This window comes from Mesorhizobium sp. B2-4-13, from assembly GCF_006658535.1.
GTDB classification, from domain to species: domain Bacteria; phylum Pseudomonadota; class Alphaproteobacteria; order Rhizobiales; family Rhizobiaceae; genus Mesorhizobium; species Mesorhizobium australicum.
In genome coordinates this window covers 102,572-128,739 of record NZ_VFVB01000013.1, presented here as the reverse complement: position 1 = coordinate 128,739, position 26,168 = coordinate 102,572, and the positions used below count along the sequence as shown (strand labels likewise).

At 63.4% G+C, this 26,168-nt stretch carries 22 protein-coding genes and 1 tRNA gene; 16 read left to right on the top strand and 7 right to left on the bottom strand.

Annotated features, from left to right (window positions below):
* The first annotated feature begins 63 nt into the window (after positions 1-63).
* Positions 64-891 (top strand): L,D-transpeptidase, encoded by an 828-nt coding sequence (locus tag FJ936_RS27615; RefSeq protein ID WP_015318657.1) that lies wholly within the window; start codon positions 64-66, stop codon positions 889-891.
* 70 nt (positions 892-961) lie between these two features.
* On the opposite strand, the gene FJ936_RS27610 is transcribed toward FJ936_RS27615, so the two are convergent.
* On the bottom strand, positions 962-2,509 hold the full coding sequence (locus FJ936_RS27610) for a helicase HerA-like C-terminal domain-containing protein (protein WP_140788196.1): 1,548 nt from the start codon (positions 2,507-2,509) through the stop codon (positions 962-964).
* Positions 2,510-2,850: 341 nt separating this feature from the next.
* Between FJ936_RS27610 and FJ936_RS27605 the strand changes: the two genes are divergently transcribed.
* The 4 genes from FJ936_RS27605 to FJ936_RS27590 all read left to right on the top strand — a co-directional run bounded on the left by FJ936_RS27605 (position 2,851) and on the right by FJ936_RS27590 (position 7,098).
* On the top strand, positions 2,851-4,293 hold the full coding sequence (locus tag FJ936_RS27605; protein WP_015318659.1) for a methylmalonyl-CoA mutase subunit beta: 1,443 nt from the start codon (positions 2,851-2,853) through the stop codon (positions 4,291-4,293).
* Positions 4,290-6,410 (top strand): methylmalonyl-CoA mutase, encoded by a 2,121-nt coding sequence (scpA, locus tag FJ936_RS27600; RefSeq protein ID WP_041163493.1) that lies wholly within the window; start codon positions 4,290-4,292, stop codon positions 6,408-6,410. Before FJ936_RS27605 ends, scpA begins: the two co-directional genes overlap by 4 nt.
* Positions 6,411-6,484: 74 nt before the next feature.
* Entirely contained in the window at positions 6,485-6,715 is a 231-nt protein-coding gene (locus FJ936_RS27595; RefSeq protein ID WP_015318661.1) for an AbrB/MazE/SpoVT family DNA-binding domain-containing protein, read from the top strand.
* Positions 6,712-7,098 carry a type II toxin-antitoxin system death-on-curing family toxin gene (locus tag FJ936_RS27590; protein ID WP_140618597.1) on the top strand — a complete coding sequence of 129 codons (387 nt, stop codon included), beginning with the start codon at positions 6,712-6,714 and terminating at the stop codon, positions 7,096-7,098. Before FJ936_RS27595 ends, FJ936_RS27590 begins: the two co-directional genes overlap by 4 nt.
* Here the strand turns inward: FJ936_RS27590 and greA are convergent.
* Positions 7,095-7,568: a transcription elongation factor GreA gene (gene greA, locus FJ936_RS27585; RefSeq protein WP_015318663.1), complete on the bottom strand. Its 474-nt coding sequence runs from the start codon at positions 7,566-7,568 to the stop codon at positions 7,095-7,097. The two genes, FJ936_RS27590 and greA, sit on opposite strands and share 4 nt — an antisense overlap.
* 117 nt (positions 7,569-7,685) lie before the next feature.
* On the opposite strand from greA, the gene FJ936_RS27580 reads away from it, so the two are divergent.
* On the top strand, positions 7,686-9,062 hold the full coding sequence (locus FJ936_RS27580; protein WP_141907227.1) for a TIGR03808 family TAT-translocated repetitive protein: 1,377 nt from the start codon (positions 7,686-7,688) through the stop codon (positions 9,060-9,062).
* 9 nt (positions 9,063-9,071) lie between these two features.
* On the opposite strand, the gene FJ936_RS27575 is transcribed toward FJ936_RS27580, so the two are convergent.
* Together FJ936_RS27575 and FJ936_RS27570 are read right to left on the bottom strand one after the other, a co-directional pair.
* Positions 9,072-10,076, bottom strand: a complete 1,005-nt coding sequence (locus FJ936_RS27575; RefSeq protein WP_141907226.1) for an asparaginase — start codon at positions 10,074-10,076, stop codon at positions 9,072-9,074.
* A 27-nt stretch (positions 10,077-10,103) separates the two neighbouring features.
* Entirely contained in the window at positions 10,104-11,270 is a 1,167-nt protein-coding gene (locus FJ936_RS27570; RefSeq protein WP_141907225.1) for an acetyl-CoA acetyltransferase, read from the bottom strand.
* Between the two features lie 194 nt (positions 11,271-11,464).
* On the opposite strand from FJ936_RS27570, the gene betI reads away from it, so the two are divergent.
* The 5 genes from betI to betB all read left to right on the top strand — a co-directional run bounded on the left by betI (position 11,465) and on the right by betB (position 17,772).
* Positions 11,465-12,055, top strand: coding sequence for a transcriptional regulator BetI (betI, locus tag FJ936_RS27565; protein WP_015318667.1), 591 nt, complete (start codon positions 11,465-11,467; stop codon positions 12,053-12,055).
* Entirely contained in the window at positions 12,052-13,581 is a 1,530-nt protein-coding gene (gene betC, locus FJ936_RS27560; protein WP_141907224.1) for a choline-sulfatase, read from the top strand. The genes betI and betC overlap by 4 nt, the downstream gene beginning before the upstream one ends.
* Positions 13,578-14,582 carry a threonine/serine dehydratase gene (locus FJ936_RS27555; protein WP_181763178.1) on the top strand — a complete coding sequence of 335 codons (1,005 nt, stop codon included), beginning with the start codon at positions 13,578-13,580 and terminating at the stop codon, positions 14,580-14,582. The genes betC and FJ936_RS27555 overlap by 4 nt, the downstream gene beginning before the upstream one ends.
* The gene (gene betA, locus FJ936_RS27550) at positions 14,575-16,227 is read left to right on the top strand and encodes a choline dehydrogenase (protein WP_140618605.1); all 1,653 of its coding nucleotides are present in this window, start codon (positions 14,575-14,577) and stop codon (positions 16,225-16,227) included. Before FJ936_RS27555 ends, betA begins: the two co-directional genes overlap by 8 nt.
* An 81-nt stretch (positions 16,228-16,308) precedes the next feature.
* The gene (betB, locus tag FJ936_RS27545) at positions 16,309-17,772 is read left to right on the top strand and encodes a betaine-aldehyde dehydrogenase (protein WP_140726631.1); all 1,464 of its coding nucleotides are present in this window, start codon (positions 16,309-16,311) and stop codon (positions 17,770-17,772) included.
* 6 nt (positions 17,773-17,778) lie between these two features.
* Here the strand turns inward: betB and FJ936_RS27540 are convergent, their stop codons facing one another.
* Positions 17,779-20,013 (bottom strand): mannose-1-phosphate guanylyltransferase/mannose-6-phosphate isomerase, encoded by a 2,235-nt coding sequence (locus FJ936_RS27540; protein WP_141907222.1) that lies wholly within the window; start codon positions 20,011-20,013, stop codon positions 17,779-17,781.
* A 10-nt stretch (positions 20,014-20,023) separates the two neighbouring features.
* Positions 20,024-21,544: a phosphomannomutase/phosphoglucomutase gene (locus FJ936_RS27535; protein WP_141907221.1), complete on the bottom strand. Its 1,521-nt coding sequence runs from the start codon at positions 21,542-21,544 to the stop codon at positions 20,024-20,026.
* Between the two features lie 199 nt (positions 21,545-21,743).
* Here FJ936_RS27535 and FJ936_RS27530 point away from each other — a divergent pair.
* The 5 genes from FJ936_RS27530 to FJ936_RS27510 all read left to right on the top strand — a co-directional run bounded on the left by FJ936_RS27530 (position 21,744) and on the right by FJ936_RS27510 (position 24,493).
* A tRNA-Pro gene (locus FJ936_RS27530) sits at positions 21,744-21,820 on the top strand.
* A 639-nt stretch (positions 21,821-22,459) separates the two neighbouring features.
* Entirely contained in the window at positions 22,460-22,744 is a 285-nt protein-coding gene (locus tag FJ936_RS27525; protein ID WP_140618613.1) for a hypothetical protein, read from the top strand.
* Between the two features lie 600 nt (positions 22,745-23,344).
* On the top strand, positions 23,345-23,572 hold the full coding sequence (locus tag FJ936_RS27520) for a hypothetical protein (RefSeq protein WP_318011560.1): 228 nt from the start codon (positions 23,345-23,347) through the stop codon (positions 23,570-23,572).
* A gap of 2 nt (positions 23,573-23,574) precedes the next feature.
* Complete coding sequence (locus FJ936_RS27515) at positions 23,575-24,012, top strand: hypothetical protein (protein ID WP_140717825.1); 438 nt, start codon at positions 23,575-23,577, stop codon at positions 24,010-24,012.
* Positions 24,013-24,268: 256 nt separating this feature from the next.
* Positions 24,269-24,493 (top strand): hypothetical protein, encoded by a 225-nt coding sequence (locus FJ936_RS27510; RefSeq protein WP_246680555.1) that lies wholly within the window; start codon positions 24,269-24,271, stop codon positions 24,491-24,493.
* A gap of 39 nt (positions 24,494-24,532) precedes the next feature.
* Here FJ936_RS27510 and FJ936_RS27505 read toward each other — a convergent pair whose 3' ends face one another.
* Positions 24,533-26,152, bottom strand: a complete 1,620-nt coding sequence (locus tag FJ936_RS27505) for an ABC transporter ATP-binding protein (protein WP_140618618.1) — start codon at positions 26,150-26,152, stop codon at positions 24,533-24,535.
* Between the last annotated feature and the right edge of the window lie 16 nt (positions 26,153-26,168).

Here is a 26,168-nt window from a genome sequence, read left to right as displayed (position 1 = left end):
GCACCCGCAGCGAACGTCGCGTGTTGACGCTTTGTTGCGATTTGAGTCTTAAAGAAGGCAGCCATGTCCATAACCGAAATCGAATCCTATCGCCTGAGCCGTCGCGGCTTCCTCAACGCCGCAGCCCTGGGCGCCGCCTCGATCGCGGTTTCCGCATGCGCCACCACCGGACCGGGACCAGTCGAGCCGCCGCCGCCACCAACGTATGTCGAGCCTCCGCTCGCCGACTATGCGTCGATGTACGCTGCGGTCAACGATGGCGGTTTCGATCTGCCGGCCATCCCCGTCGACAGGATCGATCCGCAGTTCCTGCGCCAGATCGTACCCGACCCGACCGGGCAGAAGCCGGGGACCATCGTCGTCGATACGACAGGCCACTTCCTCTATCTGGTTCGCCCGGGCGGCCAGGCCATTCGCTATGGTGTCGGCCTTGGCCGCGCCGGCTTCGAATGGTCGGGCGACGCCGTCGTCCAGTGGAAGCAGAAATGGCCGAAGTGGACGCCGCCGGATGAGATGATCGCCCGCCAGCCGGAATTGAAGCAGTACAGCGCCGACAATGGCGGCATGCCCGGCGGCCTAAAGAACCCGCTCGGCGCACGTGCGCTCTATCTCTTCCAGGGCAATGTGGACACGCTCTATCGCCTGCACGGCTCGCCGGAATGGCGCTCGATCGGCAAATCGGTGTCGTCGGGCTGCGTGCGCCTGATGAACCAGGACATTATCGACCTTTATGACCGCGTGCCCTCGAAGACGCCGGTCATCGTGACCAGCGACGCTCGCCAGCCGATGGTGGCGACGGCCAACCACAAGGCGATCCCGATCGATGCCGGCGTGCCGGATGGATCGGTGCTGCTCGGCCCAGTCAAAGCGGTCACGAACGCGATCTTCTGAGTTTCACGGGGCTTCTGAGTTTCAGGGGGCTTCTGAGTTCAGGGGGCAGCAGCGTTGCCGCTGCCCTGATCTACCGTCCCCGCGACAAACTACCCAGAATCCCGCGCACAATGGCACGTCCGACCGACGAGCCGACCGAGCGCACCACCGACTTGATCGCGGCCTCGGCCACCGTCTGGCGATTGGAGGGGCGCGGCGCAGGCGCGCGCCGGCCACCGGACTGCGGCGCGGGATCGTCATTGCCGAAGCCTGGAATGGTCCAGCGCGAGCCGCCGGTGCCGGTCTGCTGCGCTTGCGCCTCGGCGTCCTGCGCCTGCTTTGCCTTCTTCTGCAGCATTTCGAAGGCCGATTCGCGATCGACAACCTGGTCATACTGGCCGGTGACCGGGCTTTCCCCGATCAGCTTCTGCCGCTCGGCAGGGGTGATGGGTCCAAGCCGCGATGACGGCGGACGGATCAACGTGCGCTGGACCATGGACGGAATGCCCTTGGCCTCCAGGGTAGAGACCAGGGCCTCGCCGGTGGCGAGCTGGGTGATGGCGGTGGCGCAGTCGAAATCCGGATTGGGCCGGAAGGTTTCGGCCGCCGTCCTCACCGCCTGCTGCTCGCGGGGCGTGTAGGCGCGCAGCGCGTGCTGCACGCGGTTGCCGAGCTGGGCCAGGACCTTTTCGGGGATATCCAAGGGGTTTTGCGTGACGAAATAGACGCCGACGCCTTTCGAGCGGATCAGGCGGACCACCTGCTCGACCCGGTCGATCAGCACCTTCGGCGCCTCGTCGAACAAGAGGTGCGCCTCGTCGAAGAAGAACACCAGCTTCGGCTTGTCGGGGTCGCCAACCTCCGGCAGTTCCTCGAACAGCTCCGACATCAGCCAGAGCAGGAACGTCGCGTAGAGGCGCGGATTCATCATCAGCTTGTCGGCGGCCAGCACGCTGATGGCGCCGCGACCATCGCGGGTGGTGCGCATGATGTCGGCAATGCGCAAAGCCGGCTCGCCGAAGAAGTTCGCCGCGCCCTGCTGCTCAAGTACCAGCAGCGTGCGCTGAATCGCCCCCACCGACGGCTTGGTGACGTTGCCATAACGGGCGCTGATTTCCTCGGCGCGCTCCGCGATGTTGGCGAGCAGCGCCTGCAGGTCCTTGAGGTCGAGGAGAAGAAGGCCCTCTTCATCGGCAATGCGGAAGGCAATGTTCATGATGCCTTCCTGCGCGTCGGTCAGGTTCATCAGCCGCGACAGGAGCAGCGGGCCCATTTCCGAAATGGTGGCGCGGATGGGGTGGCCCTGCTCGCCGAACAGATCCCAGAAGATGACGGGAAATTCCTGGAAGTCGTAAGGGTCGAGCTTGACCTGTTCTGCCCGCTTGACCAGGAAATCCTGGGCGGTGCCTATCATGGCGATACCGGAAAGGTCGCCCTTGATGTCGGCGCAGAAGACCGGAACGCCGGCGTTGGAAAATCCCTCGGCCAGGATCTGCAAGGTGACGGTCTTGCCCGTACCGGTGGCGCCGGTCACCAGGCCATGGCGATTTCCGTATTGCAGCAGCAGGTTTTCGGCGCGCTGATAGCTGTCGTCGGGCTTGCGGCTGGCGCCGATAAAAATACTGGTGTCGTCAGCCATAGCTCGGGTCTCCGCAAAACTGATGTGTCTAAAGCCAGCCTTTGCCCGATGGTATAGTGAGGCTGCCGCACAGCGACAATGACAATTGTCCAAGGCAGGACCAATCGTTCAATCAGGGCTATCGTCCAAATCGGACCAATCGCCAAAATCGGATTTTGGAACTTGCGGATTTCGACGGTGTTTGGCAATCGTCCATGGTCCGTCCACGCAAGCGACCTATATCAGGTGGATCGAATATCAGGTGGTCGAATTCAAGCCCTGGGCGTGCATTGCGATAACTGACCGGGGACCGTAGATTAGGCTGCCCGGGCTGGTGCGGCCACATAGAACGAGGACGATGAATGGGCGCCGGAGCCTTGACCAGGGATGTTGAGCCAACGAATGCGGAGCGTCAGCGATGGCTGACCCTGGCGGAAAAAGCGTTGGCTGGCGCCTCCTTCGAGAAAAAGCTGGTCTCGCATACCGACGACAACATCCGCGTCGAGCCGCTCTATGAACGCGCGACCGGAACGGAACCGATCGTGCGCGCCAATCCTCAATCGCCGTGGATCGTCAGCCAGCGCGTCGACGACCCCGATGTCGAACGCGCCAAGAGGCAGGTCCTGGAAGATGTCGCCCAGGGCGCGACGGGATTGTCGCTCGTCTTCGAGGGCGCCCCGAACGCGTTTGGCTACGGCCTGCCGAGGACGGCGCAGGCGCTCGAGACGGTGCTGGAGGGCGTGCCCCTCAACCGGGTCCAGATCCGTATCGACACCCACCCCTGGAGCCGCCCCATGGCCGACTGGCTGGTGGCGTTCCTGAGCAAGCGCCGCTCCGATCCGGCAAAGCTCAACCTGTCTTTCGGCATCGATCCGGCTGCTATCCTCGCCGGCACCGGCCGGCTGCGCATGTCGATCGAGGCGCTGCAGGAATCCATGCCGCAATCGCTGGCGCATTTCTTCTCGATGGGCGTTCCGGGTGTGCTTCTGGAGGCGGACGGTCGCGTCTTCCACAATGCCGGCGCCACGGAAGCGCAGGAACTCGGCATCATGCTGGCCTCGGCGGTCTCGTATCTGCGAATGTTCGAGAAGGCGCGGCAGCCGCTCGTCTATGCCGCGCCTCATATCGGCTTCGCGCTCAGCGTCGACCAGGACCAGTTCCTGTCGATGGCCAAGGTGCGAGCCCTGCGCAGGCTGTGGGCACGGGTGCAGGAGGCCTGCTCGATCCCCAATTCCACGGCCAACATCCATGCCGAGACATCATTTCGCATGATGACGGCATTGGATTCCGAAACCAACATCCTGCGCACGACGATCGGCTGCTTCGCCGCGGCGGCGGGAGGCGCCGATTCGATCTCAATCCTGCCGCATACGATCGCGCACGGCCTGCCGGCGGCCTTTGCCCGCCGCGTCGCGCGCAACGCGCAGCTGATCATGGCCAATGAAAGCCATGTCGATCATGTCGCCGATCCCGCCCATGGCTCCGGCGCCGTCGAAGCGCTCACCTCAGACCTTTGCGAAGCCGCGTGGGCGGAATTACAGGCCATCGAGGCTGAGGGTGGCGTGCTGTCCAGCCTTCGGGACGGACATATCCAGCAGCGCGTCCGCAACGCCGCCGCCCATCGCGCCATAGCCTTCAAGTCAGACGAGCGGGCCATTGTCGGCGCCACGCTTTATCCGTTGAAAAGCGAGCGCCCGGTCGAGACGCTGGACGCAGAGAAGCGACCTGCCTTCACCGAGGGCGTCGTCCTGTGCGAAGCGTTGTCTCCGGTCCGCATCGATCAATCCATCGGGGCCGCTTCTTGATTCCGGATTTCAGTCAGATCGGCTGGGTGCCGCCGCGCCGCGCGCCTGTCGAGGTCAAGGGACAGCGAACAACGCCGGAAGGCCTTGTCGTCAAGCAGCTGTACAGTCAGGGCGACCTCAAGGGATTGTCGCATCTCGACACCTATCCGGGCCTGCCGCCCTTCGTGCGCGGCCCCTACCCGACCATGTATGTCCAGCAACCCTGGACCATCCGGCAATATGCCGGTTTTTCGACCGCCGAAGAATCCAACGCCTTCTACCGGCGCAACCTTGCCGCCGGCCAGAAAGGCCTTTCGGTTGCCTTCGATCTCGCCACGCACCGCGGCTATGATTCGGACCATCCGCGCGTCGCCGGCGATGTCGGCATGGCGGGTGTGGCTATCGATTCCATCCTCGACATGCGGCAATTGTTCGACGGCATTCCGCTCGGCGAGATGACCGTGTCGATGACGATGAACGGCGCGGTGCTGCCGATCATGGCGCTCTACATCGTGGCGGCGGAAGAGCAAGGCGTCGCGCAGAAGGATTTGGCCGGGACCATTCAGAACGACATTCTGAAGGAGTTCATGGTCCGCAACACCTATATCTATCCGCCGAAGCCCTCGATGCGGATCGTCTCGGACATCTTCTCCTACACCTCGAAGAACATGCCGAAGTTCAATTCGATTTCGATCTCCGGCTATCACATGCAGGAGGCCGGCGCGACCGCCGACCTGGAGCTCGCCTATACGATCGCCGACGGGATCGAATATGCCCGCGCCGGCGTCGCGGCGGGGCTCGACATCGACCGTTTCGCGCCGCGCCTGTCGTTCTTCTGGGCGATCGGCATGAATTTCTTCATGGAAGTGGCCAAGCTCAGGGCCGCACGCCTGTTGTGGGCGACGCTGATGAAAAAGAACTTCGCGCCAAAGGACGAGCGGTCGCTGTCCCTGCGCACCCATTGCCAGACCTCCGGCTGGTCGCTGACGGCGCAGGATCCCTACAACAACATCATCCGCACCATGATCGAGGCGATGGCCGCGACCCAGGGGCATACCCAGTCGCTGCACACCAACTCGTTCGACGAGGCAATGGCGCTGCCGACCGACCATTCGGCGCGCATCGCCCGCAACACGCAACTCGTCCTGCAGAAGGAATCCGGCACCACGCGCATTATCGATCCGTGGGGTGGTTCGGCCTATCTCGAACGGCTGACACACGATCTGGCGGCGCGTGCGCTCGCCCATATCGAGGAGGTCGAGGCTCTCGGCGGCATGGCGGCTGCGATCGAAAAGGGCATACCCAAGCTGCGCATCGAGGAAGCCGCGGCCCGCACGCAGGCGCGCATCGATTCCGGCGAGCAGATGCTGGTCGGCGTCAATGCGCATCGCCCCGGAGCCGATATCGAGGTCGACGTGCTGAAGATAGACAATGCCGAGGTCAGGGCCCGGCAACTCTCGAAGCTGCAACGGCTGAAGGGCACGCGTGACGTCGCCGCCGTCGAAAGCGCGCTCGATGCGCTGACCCGTGCCGCACAGAGCGAGGACAACCTCCTGGAGTTCGCCATCCGCGCCGCGCGCGCCAATGCCACTGTCGGCGAAATCTCGTTCGCCCTGGAAAGAGCTTATGGCCGCCATGTGGCCACGGTGCAGACCATTTCCGGTGTCTACCGCAAGGCGCTTGGCGACAGTCCGGTGATCGACCGCCTGCAGGACAAGCTCGGTGCCTTCGAAAAGAAAAACGGCGGCAAGCCGCGCATCCTCGTGGCCAAGATGGGACAGGACGGCCACGACCGCGGGCAGAAAGTGATCGCCACGGCCTTCGCCGATCTCGGCTTCGACGTTACCGTCGGCGCCATGTTCCAAACGCCGGAAGAGATCGCGAAACTGGCTGTCCAGAATGACGTCCACATCATCGGCGCCTCATCGCTGGCAGCGGGTCACCTGACGCTGATCCCAGAATTGCGCGACACGCTGAAGAAGCTCGGCCGCGGCGACATGCTGATCGTGGCCGGCGGCGTCATCCCGCCGCAGGACTATGATGCGGTGCTGCAAGCCGGCGCGGCGGAAATCTTCCCGCCGGGCACGGTCATTCCGGAAGCGGCGGAGCGGCTGCTGGATCGGCTGCTATCCTCGTGACGAATCTGTTATAATATCTGTTGCAACACCCGGCGCACCGCGTTATAATTAGCGTTGCAACAGGATGTTTCATCATGAACACCACAATTCGCAAGATCGGGAATTCGGACGGCGTGATTCTGCCGAAAGAGCTTCTCGATCGATTGAATCTCAAGACAGGCGACAACGTGGTCGTCGTCCAGGAAGGTCAAGAGCTTCGCTTGCGCCGATTGGAAGATTCTGCCGAAGAATTCGAGCGCAAGATGAAGGTAGCGCGCGAGCGGATGAGGAAATACGAGGTTGCCTACCGCGCGCTCGCAAAATGACGGCACATCATTCGCGAGAGTTCGTGGAGGCGATGCATGCCGAGCAGTTGCGTCTTCACGGCGGCGCGTCGGGCATCCGCGATGAAGGCCTGTTGGAATCGGCGCTCGCACGTCCGCAACAGAAAGAAGCATACGGCGAGCCGGATCTGAGCGAACTCGCTGCCGCCTATCTCTTCGGCATCGCAAAGAACCATCCGTTCGTCGATGGGAACAAGCGCACGGCTTTCGCTGCGGCCGACTTGTTTCTCTATTTCAACGGATTGAGCATCGAAGCCGAACAGGAGGAGGTCATCCAACTGGTGATGATGGTCGCTGCCGGCGAGATAGACGAAGCGGGTGCGGCCGCATTCTTCCGCGACCATGTCGTCAAGCTTGAAGACTAACTCTCCGAGAGCTTGACGATCTCCCACTCCTTGCCGTTGACGCTGGCCACGTCGCCAACCTTCTTGCCGAACAGCGCGACCGCCATAGGCGAGACGTGCGAGATGCTGCCCTTGGCCGGATCGGCTTCATCCTCGCCGACAATCTTCCAGTGCACCTTCCTGCCGTCGTCACTTTGCAGCGTGACACCCATGCCGAAGCGGACGACATCGCTGCCGGGCTCCGGCACGGAAAGCTCGGCACTCTCGCGTCGCGCGGTCCAGTAGCGCAGATCGCGCGACACGACCGCGATGCGCTCGCGGTCGGCTTTCCGCTCCGCTTTCGCCATGATATCGCGCAGATCGGCCAGATTGTCGTCGATCTGCGCCAGGCCGCGCTCCGTCACCAGGTTCCGGTGCGTGCTGATCGGCCGCTCGCCAACACCGGCGATCGCGTTTTCGCTGTCTTCTTCGCGGGTAAAAGCTCTGCTCATCCCCTGAACTTAGGCGCCGAGTGGCTGCACGACAAGTCATTGCCGCCGAGAAGAGGCGCGTTGAACGTCTGGCATGATTCCTGCGGTGTCGGGGCGGAACACTGGGATTCTGTGCCGATGTTGAACAGACGAACGCTGCTGACGCAGACCACCTGCTTTGCCGTCATGGGCCTCACGCTCGGCAAGGCGGCGGCCGCCAGCCTGACCGGCATCGAGAAAGCCTCGATGCGCGGCTCGATCAACGCCACCGAACTTGGCGTCCAACCCGGTACGTCTGACGACCAGAGCAAGGCCTTCGCCAAGCTGCTGCGCGACGCGAACGGCCGCGACATGCCGATCTTCCTGCCGCCCGGCACCTATGTGGTGTCCAATCTCTCGCTGCCTGGTCGCGTGCGTCTTTCCGGCGTGCCGGGCGCGACGCGGATCGTCTATGGCGGCGACGGCCATTTGTTCATGGCCGAACACGCCGACCATATCGAACTCAGCGGACTGGTTTTCGACGGCGCGAACCGCTCGATGGGCGACTACGCGCAAGGACTGCTCGATCTGCGCCGGGTGGCGCATCTGGTGGTGGACAACTGCCAGATCACAGGCAGCGGCAAGAATGGGCTGGCGCTGGAACACGCCGCGGGCCGGATCGAGCGTTCGGACATATCGGGGGCGGCGGACGCCGGCATCTATTCGGTGGAGGCCGCAGGACTGGCGATATCAGGCAACACCGTCTCCGATTGCGCCAATGGCGGCATCCTGGTGCATCGCTGGCAAGCTGCGGAAGACAGCACCATGGTCACCGGCAACCGCGTCGAACGCATTGGCGCGCGCAGCGGCGGTACAGGCCAGAACGGCAACGGCATCAATGCCTTCCGCGCCGGCAATGTCGTCATCTCGGGCAATGTGGTCTCCGACTGCGCCTTCTCGGCGATCCGGGCCAACAGTTCCAGCAATCTGCAGATATCGGGCAACACCTGCTCACGCTCGGGCGAGACCGCGGTCTATTCCGAGTTCTCGTTCGAGGGTGCTGTCATCTCCAACAACATCGTCGACGGTGCCGCCAACGGCATCTCGATCGTCAACTTCAACGAGGGCGGCCGCATGGGTGTCTGCTCCGGCAACATCGTGCGCAATCTGTCGACATCAGGCCCCTACACCGCGGATCCACCCGGCTTCGGCGTTGGCATCGCCGTCGAGGCCGACACCGTCGCTTCCAACAATGTCATCGAGAACGCGCCGCTCTACGGCATGTCGATCGGCTGGGGGCCGTATCTGCGCAACGTCGTGGCCACCGGCAACATCATTCGCAAGGCAGGCACCGGCATCGTCGTCAGTGTGGTCGAAGGTGCCGGCACGGCCGTCATCTCCGACAACGTCATCGATGGCGCGTCGAACGGAGCGGTTGTCGGCCAGCGCTGGGCCGAGCCGGTGACATCAGACCTCACCCAGACCAGCCGCAGCGGCTATGCGCACCTGACCGTCGAGCGCAACCGCGTCAGCTGATTGCCACCTTCAATTCAGGGCCGGCGTCGGCCTCAGCGCCCCGACCTTGGCGCCAATCCGGCTTTCGATAGGCGCATTCGCCAATTCGAGCAGCTTCGCCGCCAAGGCCTCGTCCGCCCGCAGCAGCCTGGCGAGGACCGCGGCGGCGATTGCATCGCCGGCGCGCCCGGCACCGTCATCGCATTTGACCGCGATGCCGAGGCCGAGTTCCGGAATTGCGGCACAGTGGACGCCCTCGGCCCCGCCTTTCGCGAAAATTCGCCCCGGAGCGGCTTCCATCAGCAACAGGTCCGCACGGCCGGTGCCGGCGACGAAGAACGGCTCCGCCATGCAGGCCGAAAGCAGCCGCTTCGCGGCCTTCGCCCGCTCCGGGCCAAAGCCCTGGGCCGTGGCCATGCGGGCAAAGCCGAGCGCGAAACTCCTGAGCGGCACCGCGTAGGTCGGGATCGAGCAGCCGTCGATCGCGCGTTCGGCGGGGCCGTGCACAGCGCCGGTGACTGCCTGCATGGCGTCGCGCACCATTTCCTGCAGGGCGTGATCCGGCCTGACATAGCCGCGATGCGCGATGCCCGAATGGACGCAGGTACAGAGGAAACCGGAGTGCTTGCCGGAACAATTGTTGTGCAGCGCATTCGGTGAGCCGCCCGCACGCGCGAGCGCAATCTCCGCGTCATGGTTCGAGGGCCAGTGGACCCCGCATTCGAGCGCCGACCCGTCCAGCCCGGCCCTGGCCAGCATGGACCGCGCCAGTTCGACATGCGCCGGCTCGCCGGAGTGGGAGGCACAGGCCAGCGCCAGTTCGCGGTCACCGAAGCCATAGGCATCCGCGGCACCCGTTTCGACAAGCGGCAGGGCCTGGATCGCCTTTACGGCGGAACGCGGAAAGACCGGCTTCGACGCATCGCCGATCTCCAGCACCGGCTTGCCGTCGGCATCGAAGACGGCAACGGCGCCGCGATGGGCGCTCTCGACAATGGCACCGCGCAAAACTTCGATCAGAACCGGATTTACCATGCTACCTCCCGCGAATGCCGAGGCGGTTTACCTGATCCGGTCGAGAATGGAAACGTAGTTGGCGACCGCCGCACCGCCCATGTTGAAGATGCCGCCGAGTTTCGCGCCCGGCACCTGGATGCCGCCGGCTTCGCCGACAAGCTGCATGGCGGTCAAGACATGCATGGATACGCCGGTGGCGCCAATCGGATGGCCCTTGGCCTTCAGTCCGCCGGAGGGATTGACCGGCAGACGGCCGTCTTTTGCCGTTGTGCCATCCAGCGCCAGTTTGGCGCCCTCACCCGGCTTGGCCAGTCCCATCGCTTCATACTCGATCAATTCGGCGATGGTGAAGCAGTCATGCGTTTCGACGAAGGAGAGATCGTCGAGCGTTACGCCTGCGTTCTTCAGCGCGCGGGTCCAGGCCTGTTCGCAGCCTTCGAAGGTCAGGATGTCGCGCTTCGACATCGGCAGGAAATCCTGCACATGCTCGTTGGCGCGGAAGGCGACCGCGCGGCGCATCTTCAGCGCCGTTGCCGTGTCGGCAAGGACAAGGGCAGCGGCGCCGTCGGAGACCAGCGAGCAGTCGGTGCGCTTCAAGGGTCCTGCGACGAACGGGTTTTTCTCGCTCTCCTGCCGGCAGAAGTCATAGCCGAAATCCTTGCGCATCTGCGCATAGGGATTGTCGACGCCATTCTTGTGGTTCTTGGCAGCGATCATGGCGAGCGCATCCGACTGGTCGCCATAGCGCTGGAAATAGGCCTGCGCGATCTTGCCGAAGACGCCGGCGAAGCCGGCTGGCGTGTCGCCGTCCTCGGGCAGATAGGAAGCTTTCAGCAAATTCTTGCCGATTTCGAGCCCGGGCGTCGTCGTCATCTGCTCGGCGCCAACCACCAGCACGATGCGGGCGGCGTTTGCATCAATGGCGCGGATACCTTGCCTGACCGCCGCCGAACCGGTGGCGCAAGCGTTCTCGACGCGTGTCGCCGGCTTGAAGCGCAGCCGGTCGTCCGCCTGGAGAACCAGGCTTGCCGTGAAATCCTGCGCCGAAAAACCGGCATTGAAATGGCCGAGCACGATCTCGTCGACCTCGTCCGGGCCAATGCCGGCATGGTCGAGCGCGTCCGTCGCGACCTTGACGATCAGGTTTTCGAGCGTCTCGCCCTCAAGCTTGCCGAAGCGCGAATGCGCCCAGCCAACGATGCATGCGGTCATGGCGGTCTCCATCCTTGGCGCCAGCGCCCACGGCTCGTGACGCACTTCGCCTTTATTGTTCAAATATAAACATTCTCGCCCGGGCCGTGAAGGGCCGCAACGCAACAATCGCTTGGTACAGGTCGCGTCGAGGTCGATTTTTTATTGATTGACGCGTCAATAAAAAATAATCTCCCGCAAAAATCGGAAACGGCATGCCAAAAGTCGGAATGGAGCCATTGCGCCGCAGGGCGCTCATCGACGCGACGATCTCGGCGATCGGCGAGCGTGGCTCGCTTGACGTGACCATGTCCGAGATCGCCGGACGCGCCGGTGTGTCTTCGGCGCTCGCCCACCACTATTTCGGCGCCAAGGACGAGCTGCTGTTCGCGACGATGCGGCACATCCTGGCCGAACTGACCATCGATATGCGCCGCGCCCTGCAGTGCGCCGGCACCGCGCGCGAGCGCGTCTCGGCCGTGGTCGCCGTCAACTTCTCCGATGTCCAGTTCCAGGCCGAAACCATTGCCGCATGGCTCGCGTTCTATGTCGAGGCGCAGCAATCGTCTTCGCTGCGCCGGCTGCTTAGAATCTATGCCCGGCGGCTGCATTCCAACCTGATGAGTGGATTGACCGGCATCCTGCCGAGGACCGAGGCCGACCGCGCCGCGGAAGCGACGGCGGCGATGATCGACGGGCTCTACATCAGGCGCGCGCTGAAGGATGGCGTGCCTGACGCCGCGACCGCGATCGCGCTGGTCGAGGATTATCTCGAAACCAAACTTGGCGGACGGCACAAGCAGTGACAGCGAAGCGACCCAATTTCCTGATCGTCATGGTCGACCAGCTCAACGGGACCTTGTTCCCGGATGGGCCGGCGGAATTTCTGCACACACCGCATCTGAAGGCACTGGCGGCGCGTTCGGCGCGCTTTGCCAACAACTACACCGCCTCGCCACTCTGCGCGCCGGGCCGTGCCTCGTTCATGAGCGGCCAGTTGCCGTCGCGCACCGGGGTCTATGACAATGCCGCCGAGTTCGCCTCGTCGATCCCGACCTTCGCCCATCATTTGCGTGCGGCCGGCTACTACACCTGCCTGTCGGGCAAGATGCATTTCGTCGGACCTGATCAGCTGCACGGTTTCGAGGAACGGCTGACCACCGACATCTATCCGGCGGATTTCGGCTGGACGCCGGACTACCGCAAACCCGGTGAGCGCATCGAGTGGTGGTATCATAATCTGGGTTCGGTGACCGGCGCCGGCGTTGCGGAAACAACCAACCAGATGGAGTATGACGACGAGGTCGTGTTCCTCGCGTCTCAGAAGCTCTATCAGCTTTCGCGCGAACAGGACGATGCGAGCCATCGGCCCTGGTGCCTCACCGTCTCGCTGTCGCATCCGCACGATCCCTATGTCGCGCGCAAGCAGTATTGGGATCTCTATGAGCATTGCCAGGTGCTGGATCCGGAAACCGGGTACATCGCCGAAGACGAGCAGGATCCGCATTCTCGGCGGCTGTACCATGCCAGCGACTATCCCTCTTTCGAGATCACGCCTGAAGAGGTGCGTCGTTCGCGGCGCGGCTATTTCGCCAACATCTCCTATGTCGACGACAAGGTCGGCGAGCTCCTCGACGTTCTCACGCGGACGCGCATGCTCGACGACACGATCATCCTGTTCTGCTCGGATCACGGCGACATGCTCGGCGAGCGAGGCCTGTGGTTCAAGATGAGCTTCTTCGAAGGCTCGGCGCGAGTGCCGTTGATGATTGCCGGCAAGGGCATTCGTGCCGGGCTGATCGAGGCGCCGGTCTCCAATCTCGACGTAGCACCAACGCTTTGCGACCTTGCCGGCATCGACATCGGGGCGATCGCGCCGTGGACCGACGGCCAGTCGCTGCTGCCGTTCACCAAGGGCGGGCAGCGCACGGCACCGGTGCTGATCGAGTACGCGGCGGAGGGCTCCTATGCGCCCTTGGTGGCAATCCGCGAAGGCAGGTACAAATTCGTCCATTGCGAACTCGATCCGCCGCAATTGTTCGATCTCGAAGCCGATCCGCTCGAGCGGGACAATCTGGCCGCCGACCCCGCCAATGCGGGTCTTGGGGCGGCATTCCTGGAAAAGGTCCGGGCGCGTTGGGACATGGCCGGCTTCGATGCCGCCGTGCGCGAAAACCAGGCACGCCGCTGGGTCGTCTATCCGGCGCTGCGCAACGGCGCCTATTACCCCTGGGATTTCCAGCCGTTGCAGAAGGCGTCAGAGCGGTACATGCGCAATCACATGAACCTCGACAATCTCGAAGAGAGCAAAAGGTATCCGCGAGGCGAATGATGGCAGACCTTCTCGTTCCCACTCTCGACCATCTCAGGCAGGCCTATGCGGTAACGTCACGGGCGACACAGGTCACGCCGCTGCTGGAATCGGCGGCGCTCGCAAGGGAAACCGGCGCGGCCCGGGTCTTCATCAAGCCGGAATCGCTGCAATGGGCCGGATCCTTCAAGGTTCGCGGCGCTTACTGGCGGCTGAAGCGACTTTCGCCCGACGAGGCGAAGAAGGGCGTCGTCGCCTATTCCTCGGGCAATTTCGCGCAAGGGCTGGCCGCGGCCGGCCAGGCGCTCGGCATTCCCGTGACCATCGTCATGCCGATCGACGCGCCGGCCGCCAAGCGCGATGCTACCGCGGGTTATGGCGCGCGCGTCGTGCTGACCGACCATGGCGATCGCGCGCGTGAAGAGGTCGCGGCGGCCAAGGCGCGCGAAATCGCTGAAACAGAAGGGCTAGCGCTCCTGCATCCATTCGACGATCCCGAGATCGTCGCCGGTCAGGCGGGTGCCGGCCTCGAAGCGCTCGACCAGCTGTCGGGTAAGGATGCCAGCGCCGATCTCTTGTTCTGCTCGGTCGGCGGCGGTGGGCTGATCGGCGGCGTTTCGCTCGCCTTCCACTATCTGTCGCCGGCGACCGAGATCATCGGCGTAGAGCCTGAAGGGTTCGACGGCATGGGCTCTTCACTGGCGCATGGCAGCATCGAGACCATGCCGATCGGTCCGAAATCGATCTGCGACGGACTGATGTCGCGCCGGCCCGGCGACGCGCCGTTCGCCGCGGTCAAGACCGCTGGCGTGCGCGGCATCACGGTCGACGATCAGTCGGTGCGGCGCGCGATGCGGATCGCTTTCGAGCGGATGAAGCTGGTGCTCGAACCGTCAGGTGCGGCGTCGCTGGCGGCATTGCTCGGTGGCAAGGTGGATGTGGCGGGAAAAACCGTCCTGGTGGTGGCTACCGGCGGCAACGTTTCGCTCGCCGATTTTATGGCGCATATGAACCATGCTTGAAGCGGATTTCGTTATCATCGGCTCCGGCTCCGCCGGCTCGGCCATGGCCTATCGCTTGTCGGAAGACGGCAAGCATTCGGTCATCGTCATCGAATTCGGCGGCACTGATATCGGGCCGCTGATCCAGATGCCTTCGGCGCTGTCGATACCGCTCAACATGAGCCTCTACGACTGGGGATTCGCCAGTGAACCGGAACCGCATCTGGGTGGCCGCGTGCTGGCGACGCCGCGCGGCAAGGTGATCGGCGGCTCGTCCTCGATCAACGGCATGGTCTATGTGCGCGGCCACGCCCGCGACTTCGACCATTGGGCCGAACAGGGCGCGGCCGGCTGGGGCTTCGCCGACGTGCTGCCCTACTTCAAACGCATGGAGGATTCAGATGGCGGCGAGGATGGCTGGCGCGGGCACGGCGGCCCGCTGCATGTGCAGCGCGGCTCCCGGCGCAATCCGCTCTATGGCGCCTTCGTCGAAGCGGGCCGCCAGGCAGGGTTTGAACTGACCGACGACTACAATGGCGCCAAGCAGGAAGGCTTCGGCCCGATGGAGCAGACCATTCTGGGCGGCCGCCGCTGGTCGGCGGCATCAGCCTATCTGAAGCCGGCGCTCCGGCGCAAAAACGTCAGACTGGTCAAAGGCTTTGCGCGCCGGGTGATCATCGAGAATCAACGCGCCATCGGCGTCGAGATCGAAGCTCACAAACAGATTCAGGTCGTTAAGGCGCGACGTGAAGTAATCGTCGCGGCGTCGTCGATCAACTCGCCGAAGATCCTGATGCTGTCCGGTATCGGCCCGGCCGGGCATTTGCACGAAAACGGCATTGCCGTCGTGGCCGACCGGCCTGGCGTCGGCGGCAACCTGCAGGACCATCTGGAGCTCTACATCCAGCAGGAATCGACCAAACCGATCACGCTGAATTCAGTGCTGAACCCGTTCTCCAAGGCGATGATCGGGGCGCAGTGGCTGTTCTTCAAATCGGGCCTTGGCGCCACCAATCATTTCGAGGCGGCCGCCTTCGTGCGCTCGCAGGCAGGCGTCGACTATCCCGACATCCAGTACCACTTCATCCCGGCGGCGGTGCGTTACGACGGCAAGGCGGCGGCGAAGTCGCACGGCTTCCAGGCGCATGTCGGACCGATGCGCTCGAAGTCGCGCGGCTCGGTGACGCTGCGCTCGCCGGATCCGAAAGCGAAGCCGGTCATCCGCTTCAACTACATGTCGCATCCGGACGACTGGGCGGAGTTCCGCCACTGCATCCGCCTGACCCGCGAGATCTTCGGCCAGTCGGCCTTCGATGCCTATCGCGGACAGGAACTCTCGCCGGGCAGCCATGTCCAGTCGGACGACGATCTCGACTTGTTCATTCGCGACCATGCCGAAAGCGCCTACCACCCCTGCGGCACCTGCCGAATGGGCCGCGTCGATGATCAATCGAGCGTGGTCGATCCGGAATGCCGGGTCATCGGCGTCGACGGATTGCGGGTCGCCGACTCCTCGATCTTCCCGCGGGTCACCAACGGCAACCTCAACGCGCCATCGATCATGACCGGCGAAAAAGCGTCCGATCACATCCTTGGCCGCACGCCGCTCGCGCCGTCCAACCAGGAACCATGGATCAATCCGCGCTGGCAGGCTTCCGACAGATAGGCCATGATCCGCCGATAGAGTGAGCTGCCCGACAGGCGCCCGCCCAATAGCCGCCTTGGGCACAACGATTGGAGACCTCCCATGCGCGCCCAGCCCACGGCTTCGCACTATGTCAACGGACGCTATATCGAGGACGAAGGCGGCGCGCCGCTGCCGGTGATCTATCCTGCCACGGGCGAGACCATCGCCATGCTGCGATCGGCGACGCCGAACGTGCTGGAACTGGCGGTCGAGGCCGCCCGCGCCGCACAGCCGGCCTGGGCGCGTCTTAAACCGGTCGAGCGCGGCCGAATCCTGCGCCGAGCCGCCGACATTTTGCGCGCCCGCAACGCCGATCTTGCCCGCATCGAGACGCTCGACACCGGGAAGGCGATCCAGGAGACACTGGTGGCGGATGCACCTTCCGCCGCGGACTGCCTTGAATATTTCGCCGGCGCGGTCGCTGTCTTCAACGGCGAAGCGGTCGACCTCGGCGGGCCATTCGCCTATACGCGCCGCGAGGCGCTCGGCGTCTGCGTCGGCATCGGCGCATGGAACTATCCGATCCAGATCGCCGGCTGGAAATCCGCACCCGCACTCGCCATGGGCAATGCCATGGTGTTCAAGCCATCGGAAAACACGCCGCTTTCGGCGCTGGCGCTGGCCGAGATCTACTCGGAAGCCGGCCTGCCCGACGGGCTGTTCAACGTCGTGCAAGGCTATGGCGACGTCGGCGCCGGCCTTGTCGGCCATGATGTGGTGGCCAAGGTCTCGGTGACCGGCTCGGTGCCGACCGGGCGCAAGGTGCTGTCGCTAGCGGGCTCCAGGATGAAGCACGCGACGATGGAACTCGGCGGTAAGTCGCCGCTGATCGTCTTCGACGATGCCGATCTCGAAAATGCCATTGGCGGCGCCATGCTCGGCAACTTCTATTCGACCGGCCAGATCTGTTCCAACGGCACGCGCGTCTTCGTCCAGAGCGGCATTCACGACCGCTTTGTCGAGCGGCTGGTCGAACGGACCAAGAAAATCCGCATCGGCGATCCGCTCGACCCGGAAACGCAGATGGGGCCGCTGGTCTCCAAGGCACAGCAAGACAAGGTCGTCGGCTATATCGAGGCCGGCAAGCAGGATGGGGCGACGCTGGCCTGTGGCGGCAATGTGCCGTCGCTGCAGGGCTTCCAGGGCGGCTTCTTCGTCGAGCCGGCCGTATTCACCGCTGTCACCGACACGATGCGGATCGCCCGCGAGGAGATTTTCGGCCCGGTCATGAGCGTTCTGAAATTCAACAGCGAGGACGAGGTGATCGACCGCGCCAACGACACCGAGTTCGGTCTTGCCGCCGGTGTTTTCACGCGCGACCTGCCGCGCGCCCATCGCGTCATCGCCGAGTTGCAGGCCGGAACCTGCTGGATCAACGCGTACAATCTGACCCCGGTGGAAATCCCCTTCGGCGGCGTCAAGCAGTCCGGCATCGGGCGGGAGAATTCGCTGGCGGCGCTGGCGCTCTATTCGCAGCTGAAGTCGATCTATGTCGAGACCGGGGACGTCGCCAGTCCGTATTGATCCCGCCTACTTCTCCGCCGTTCCATCCAGATACTGCGTCAGCGCACAGACCAGATGGTAGAAGATGCTCGCCGGCACGTCAGATGCCAGCGAGCGGCCGCGCTCGTCGATGCGATCGATCCACAGGCCGAGCGGCGCCGGGTCGACGTGCCAGCGGAACAGCCGGCCGACCCTCGCCTCGATCTCCGGCTTCAGATCGGGGCCGCCCGAGCCATCCAGGGCGATCGCCGCCTTGAGCGCCTCGGCCTGCGGCCAGCTGCGCGATATCAGGTCGAGCGGCAGTCCTTGCCGCGAGACTGCACCATAGGCAAGGCCAGTGGCCCGGTTGAGGCCATTGGCGATTGCCGAGGCGTAGAGTTTTCGGGCGAAGACGCTCAGTTCGGCCTGGCCGCTGCGGCCGGCGAAATCGACCAGCAGCGAGGCCCATTCGAAGTGATGGCCAGGTTCGGTCCAGGCCCCCTTCTCTCCCGGTACCGGTTTCCATTCTGCATCGAAATACTCGCCGAGCGTCCAGCTCTCGGCGTCGAAGAAATGGCTGCGGAAGAGGTCGATGATGCGCGCCGCGCGACGCAGATGCGCACGCTCACCGGTTGCCTGGTGCCAAGCCAGGAAAGCTTCGAGCAGATGCATGTGGGGGTTGGAGCGTCGCTCGCCCGCCCCGTCCGAGGTGTCGAGGAAGCCGGTCATGCGGCTGTCCTCCAGATGCGCATCGAGGAAGGTGAAGGTCTCTTGGCCGAGCCGCAAGGCATCGGCATTGCCCGACATATGCGCATGCGCCAGCGCCAGCAGGATGCAGGAATGATCGTAGGCGTCCTCGACGGGATCGACGACGGAGCCATCGACATTCAGCGTGCGCACCCAACCGCCCCGTTCGGTGCGGCCCTGCCCCGCCATGAAGTCGATGCCATGCGCGATCAGCCGGTCGGCCGGCCCGGTCCAACCGCGCTCCTTGGCAACCGCGAAGGCATAGACCTGCCTGGCCTGGGTGCGCATGCGCTTGGGCTTGACGAGCGGCTTGGCGTCGAAACCCAGCGCCTCGTGGAAGCCACCGTGGCGCTCGTCGACGCCTGATGTCGACCACAACGGCAAGGTCTCCTGGAACAGCCAGTGATGAACGCGCCGCCGCCAGGCGCCACTTTCGATGACGCGGTCATGCGCCGGCGTGAACCTGGTTTCCAGCCGTCCCGATTTTTCGAGTTGTTCGACGATCTTCTTGACGTGCTGGCTGTGGCTCACCGGGGCAACGAAAGTGGCATCCGCCGTCGAGACAATGGCAACGTCCTTCATGCCGATCGCCGACAGCAGCCGGCCGTCGCTGCGGATATAGGAATTCTCGCAATCTATGGCGACGACATCGCCGACAACGACGTTGCCCCGGTCGTCGGCGGGACCGACATCGAGGAGCGATTGCCAGGAGCCGAGATCGTTCCAGCGGAAGCCGGCCGGCACCATGGCTATTTTTTTTGCCCGCTCCATGATGGCATAGTCGATCGAGTTCGACGGGATCGCCGCGTAAAGTTCCAGCGGCATATAGAGGCCGGACAGGTCCGTCGTGGCCGCCTCGTAGGCCGCTTCGGTGGCGTGCCAAATGTCGGGCTGGAATGTCTTGAAGGCGTCGCGCATGGCACCGGCCCGAAACAGGAAGATGCCGGTGTTCCAGTAGAAATTTCCCGCCTTGAGATAGTCGTTGGCCGTCGCAAGGTCGGGCTTCTCGACAAAGCGCGAAACGTCGAACACCCCGCCCTTCTCGGCCGATACCTCGATATAGCCGTAACCGGTTTCCGGCTGGGTCGGTTTGATGCCGAACACCACGAGACGGCCGGCGCGCGCCGCCTGCGATCCCGCCTCGATACTTTGCCAGAATTGCCCTGCCGTCGCTATTTCATGGTCCGAGGGCACCACCAGAACCAGGCTGTCGCCGAATTCCGACAGCGTGCGCAGGGTCGCCAGTGCGACGGCGGCGGCCGTGTTGCGTCCCGCCGGCTCGAACAGCGGGCCGCCGCCGGCAAGATCGAGACCGGCCAAGTCGGCATGGACACGATCGGCATGACGCTCCGAAGCGATCAGGAAGATCGGCGTCTCGCCAGCCGGTCTCGCCGTCAGGCGGCGCAAGGTCTTGGCGAGCATGGAACCGTCGCCCGACAGGTCGTGGAACTGCTTGGGATTGTCCTCGCGTGACAGCGGCCACAGCCGAGAGCCGACGCCGCCGCTCATGACAAAACTGACGATGCGCTGGCCCATGGATGCCCTGTCAAAAAGTCTGGTTGTAAGCGCCGACTTCCGGACTGCGGCGCAGCACAGCATCGACGGCATCGAACATCTGCTGGCGACGCTCGGACGAGACCGGACTTTCGACGACCACGACCAGTTCCGGCTTGTTCGATGAAGCGCGCACCAGACCCCAGGTACCGTCCTCGGCAACGACGCGCACGCCATTGACGGTGACAACGTCGACGATCTTCTGGCCGGCGAAACTGGAGCCGTCCCGCTTCATCGCCTGAAAATCGGAGACCACCCGCTCGACCACGCCGTACTTCACATCGTCCGCGCAGTGCGGGGACATTGTGGGCGTGCCGAAGGTCAGTGGCAGTGCCCCGTAGAGATCGGCCATCGAACTGGCGGGGTTACGGTCCAGCATCTGACAGATGGCGATTGCCGTGACCAGTCCGTCGTCATAGCCGCGCCCGATCGGGGGGTTGAAGAAGAAGTGGCCTGATTTTTCGAAGCCGGCGACCGCGCCGAGTTCGGCAACCCGGCGCTTGATGTAGGAATGGCCGGTCTTCCAATAGTCGGTAACGGCGCCATTGGCGCGCAGCACCGCGTCGGTGTTGAACAGTCCGGTCGACTTGACGTCGACGACGAAGGTCGAACCCGGATGGAGCCGCGAAATATCCCGCGCAAGCATGACGCCGACCTTGTCGGCAAAGATCTCGTTGCCTTCATTGTCGACGACACCGCAGCGGTCGCCGTCGCCATCGAATCCCAACCCGACATCGGCGCCGGTCTCCAGCACCTTGTCCCGGATTGCATGCAGCATCTGCATGTCTTCCGGATTGGGGTTGTAGTTTGGAAACGTATGATCAAGCTCGACATCGAGCGGGATCACTTCGCAGCCGATGCGCTGCAGGGCTTCCGGAGCAAAGGCGCCAGCAGTGCCGTTGCCGCAGGCGGCGACCACTTTCAGCTTTCGTGTGATGCGCTTGTCCCTTGTCACATCGTGGAGATAGGTGGCGCGAAAATTGTCGACGAAATCATAGGAGCCGCCGCCGGTAAGGTCGAAATCGGCGGCCAGCACGATCGCCTTCAGCGCGCTCATCTCCTCGGGGCCGAAGGTCAGCGGCCGCGCCGCTCCCATCTTGACGCCGGTCCAGCCATTCTCGTTGTGCGATGCGGTGACCATGGCCACCGACTGCGTCTCCAGCGCGAACTGCGCGAAATAGGCCATCGGCGACAGCGCCAGACCGATATCCTTCACCCGTGCGCCGGCCACCATCAGCCCGGAAACCAACGCCAGCTTGATGCCGAGCGAATAGGATCTGAAATCATGCCCGGTGACGATGTCAGGCCCGGCGCCGAGCCGCCGGATCAGCGTGCCGAGCCCCATGCCAAGCGCCTGGACGCCGATCAGATTGAGTTCAGGCGGCACTGCCGAACCGGGATGGCCGAACCACCAGCGCGCATCATATTCACGAAAACCGGATGCCTTGATCAGCGCCGCGGTTTCGAATTCGAAGCTGTTTGGCCACGCTTCGCCGACAATATTTAGGGGCAAGACGGCAGGGCTCCAAGCGGCAGAAATACGATCCATCAAGGCAGCGGCTTAGCACACAAGGCTTTAAGCCGCGTTTATCCCGGACGGAAATTCGGGCCTTCCGGCAATGCCCGCAGAAAGCGGACGAAATGCGACAGAAGGGCTGCCATTGCCGCTTGCAGGAACGATGTGTGGCGGCTATAAGCCCGCGATCTGGTCACGGAGTGTAGCGCAGCCTGGTAGCGCACCTCGTTCGGGACGAGGGGGTCGCAGGTTCAAATCCTGCCACTCCGACCAGAAAAAACAATGTGTTAGCGCATCCCGACTTTAGCGCTCCACCCGAGATTCACCAGAGATAGAGCCTTGTCCAAGATGATGCCTGTTCCTAGGGAACGGACACGTGATTCGTTCCTCTTTGGGGGCATGGGCCACGAAGTCCCTACCCCCATATGCAGGCGTTTAACGGAGGCCGAAAAAGCTCAATACCGCTATGACGACGACCACCGCTCCCACAAGCCAAATGATGTTGTTCATAATCTCACTCCTGTTGCCTGGTGAAGCCCGCGCCTCTGCGGAGGACGCGGGCCGATCAGCCTTTGCCTGCTGATCTTCAGCGAACACCAAACCGTGATGTCCGCTGCGGGAAGAACTGTTAGGCCGGCCTAATGTTCCGTCGCCTGACGGGGATCTGGCGACAGGTGGGCGAACTGTCTTAACAATTGCGGCAGAGCGTTCCTCCCTGGCAGTGACAGAACGCGGGTGACGTTTGCCGCCGCCTGCGCAGATGGCCGGAAGCAAGCCTCCTCTTTGCCAATCGTGGCGACGCGATAGCCAGCCCTTCGCTTGCGTGCGGCTGTCCCCCGGGAACCGGAACCAAAGGGATCAGCAGCAGTTGTAACCAACGAAGGGCTAATCAAAGCAGTTGGAGAACTTGCAATGAAAACAATGATCATGTGCGCTTTGGCGCTTTCAATGGGATTGCCCGCTTTGGCTTCGGCAGCCGAGGCCGACGTCGTCATCAGGACCCACCATCGGCACCACCACAACGTCAGGATCATCAATGAGGAAGGCCAGCGCCTGCATCACCGACACCACGGGACGGTGGCATTCTATGACCATGGCCGCCGGCATCACGATCGGAATGCAGTCGTCGTCACCGGCTCCGTTTCCACCCACCACCGTCACCATCATCCGGTGGTAATGGAAAACGGCGGTTACTGATGCCCGACTAGGGGCCGGGCTCTCGCGAGCCCGGCCACCAGGTGACTTTGCCCAGCACGCTGCGCGCGCGTTTCATGCGAATAGCTTCGAGTTCTCGCCCGCGGCTGAAATGCAACCATGCGAAGCGATCGTTTCAACTTCGAATCTTCCATACCGCTCGGAAGCGTGGGAATTCTGCTGGTTGACCAGGTCATTGAGCTGGCCTGGCCAAGACTTCAGGGTTCGCCAGATCCATGCTCGCTCACACTTGCATGCGACGGACGAAGCCTATCGGCCTAGGAAAGAACTGGGCTGCGCCAATGTGCCAAGAGACTAGCTGAGGACTATTCCAGCCACCATGAAGGTGATGGCAACCGCGAAAATCGGTGCGAGCAACCAGCGCGCCTGACCAACACTCTTCTCCATCAAATTCCTCCGGTATTTGCAGCAGACAACGGTGACGAAGAGCGACTGTTCCGGCCGGCCCGCTTGGCAAGACCAATGCGTTCCAGGCCCAGACTTAGGTCCGACCTCCGCCCGACCGAAGCCCTGCCCTGGGAACGTTTCCGCTCGGCCCAAGTTCGAGATCGGGCGCGGGAAAACCAAGCGAAGCGGGAACGGATGAGCACCACCATGTCGAACCATGAGACTGTAACATCCCATGTGTTGGGGATGCGCATAGATAGCCTCAAAACCAGAATGCAACACGCTCAGATCACCGAGGGTGAAATGAAGACCTTCCAAAAGGTAGCGGCCGTGATTGAAGGCGGGCGAGGCCGCATCGACGGCGACGATCTGATCGCCGCATCCTTCGTTACCGACACGCTGACGGACGCGATGTCCGAGTAACCATGCCAACAATCAGTAAGCTTTTCGAATCCCATGCCGAAGCGGCGCGGATTGCCGGCGACCTGTTGGCGGCCGGGGTTCCGCGCGTACAGGTCGCCATTATCGGGCCCTACCGTGACGAAATCGATGTCCTGAGGTCTCCGGGTGTCATGCTGGGCGCTGCCGCCGGGCTGTTGGCGTGCCTCGGCGCCGTTGCTGTTTACGACATCAACCTTTTCCCGACCGGCCTATCGGCTATAGCCTTGGCCAGCGTGTTCTGCGGCGGCCTTGGCGGATTGCTCGAAGCCATTGTCGCGGCCGCCAGAAGACCCGAGCGGCCAAGTATTGGCGGGGGGATTGTGCTGGTGACGGCGCATGTCGACGACAATGCGACCGACATTGCCCAGATGATGCTCGGCGGTTGTGACTCCATGACCGAATTGGCCGCCCAAGCAGCGTAAAAATTCCGACAGCGATAATTGGCCGATAGCCAGTGCAGAACGCGAGCACTGGCCGGCCGGTGAAACTTTGACGAATTGGCTATCAGCGTTAGGTTGATCGATGAAGATCAGGGAGGCGGCATAAACGGCCGGGCCGGACGCGCGCATGAGTTTGATTTCAAGGACAAGGTCGGCACCCGCTCTTCTGGCTGCGGCCTTCATGGCTGCCGGATGCTCATCGATCGGCAGGACGGCCGATCCGGCCAAATACGAGAGAATGAGCTGTAGCGACCTCAACAGTGCGCTGGGAAGCAGCGCGCGCGACATCTCGCAGACGGCGATCACCCGCGGCAAGGTCGCCAACACCAGCGTGCCGCGCTGGCTGCTGGGCGGATCGCGCGTCAAGACCGCGGTCGCCAACCGTGAAACGGCCAGGATCGACCGGCTGAAGCGACAGCAGGATGCCATTGTCGCTGTGCGCGCACGCAAGTGCGCGAGCTGAGCGACAGACGACGCCACGACAATTGCCCCTGCCGGCGCCTTACGCGCTCAGTCGAAACCGTGTGACGTCGATCGCGGCGTTCATCAGCGTCTGCGTATAAGGCGCCCGTGGATTGCTGAAGATCTCTTCCGTCGGCCCCTCTTCGACGATCTTGCCTTGCTTCATGACGATGATGTAGTCGGCCATGGCGCGCACGACCGACAGATCGTGGCTGATGAAGAGGTAGGACAGTTCGTGGTCGGCCTGCAGCTTGCGCAGCAGTTCGACGATCTGTTTCTGCACCGAGCGGTCAAGCGCCGATGTCGGCTCGTCCAGCACGACCATCTTCGGCTTCAGAATCATGGCGCGGGCAATGGCGATGCGCTGCCGTTGTCCGCCGGAAAATTCGTGCGGGTAGCGGTTGCGGGCATTGGGGTCGAGGCCGACCTCGCGCAGGGCCTCAACCGCGCGCTGGTCGCGCTGCTTTCCTGAAAGGTTGGGCTCATGCACCAGCAGCCCCTCGGTGACGACCTGACCGACGGTCATGCGCGGCGACAGCGAGCCGAACGGATCCTGGAAGACAAGTTGCATCTGGCGCCGCAGTGGCCGCATCTGCTGCCGGTCGGCAGTGGAGATATCGCGATCGCCGAACCGAATGAGCCCATCGCTCGGCAGCAACCGCAGCAAGGCGCGGCCGAGCGTCGACTTGCCCGAGCCGGATTCGCCGACAATGCCGATGGTCTGGTTGCGCTGCAGCCGGATCGAGATGTGATCGACGGCCCGCAGCATCAGCGGTTCGCCGGCCAGAAACCCACCGCCGATCCTGAATGTGACTTCGACATTCCTACCTTCGAGCACCACCGGCGCATCGGCTGGCGGCGGCGCCTTGGTTCCCGTCGGCTCGGCCGCCAGCAGCATTTTGGTGTAGGCGTGCCGCGGATTGGCAAAAATGGCTTCCGCCTCGCCTTCCTCGACCACCTCGCCCTGGCGCATGACATAGACACGGTCGGCAAAGCGCCGGACGATACCGAGGTCATGGGTGATGAAGACGATCGCCATGCCGAGTTTGCGCTGCAGTTCGGCCAAAAGCATCAGGATCTGCGCCTGGATGGTGACGTCAAGCGCCGTCGTCGGCTCGTCGGCGATCAGGATGTCGGGGTCATTGGCGAGCGCCATCGCGATCATCACGCGCTGGCGTTGGCCGCCGGACATTTCGTGCGGATAGGATTTCATCCGTCGCTCCGGATCGGGAATATGCACGAGCCGCAGCAGCTTGAGCGCCTCTTCATGCGCTGCGGCAGCGCTCAGGCCCCGATGGCGGCGGATCGGCTCGATCAGCTGGTTGCCGATCGAATAGAGCGGATCGAGCGAAGTCATCGGCTCCTGGAAGATCATGCTGATCTTGCGGCCGCGGACCTTGTTCAGCTCGGACTTGCTCAGGGTCAGCAGGTTGCGGCCGCGATAGTCGACATGGCCCGACGCTTCGCCATTGGAGGCCAGCAGGCTCATCGCCGCCATCATCGTCTGGCTCTTGCCGGAGCCGGACTCGCCGACCACGGCAACCGTTTCGCCCGCGTTGACGTGGATGTTGATGCCCTTGACCGCTTCGACCGCACCGTCGAGCGTGCGGAAGCGGACGCGAAGGTCCTTGACGCTGAGGATCGTTTCGGAAGCAGCCATTTCAGCGGTCCCCATC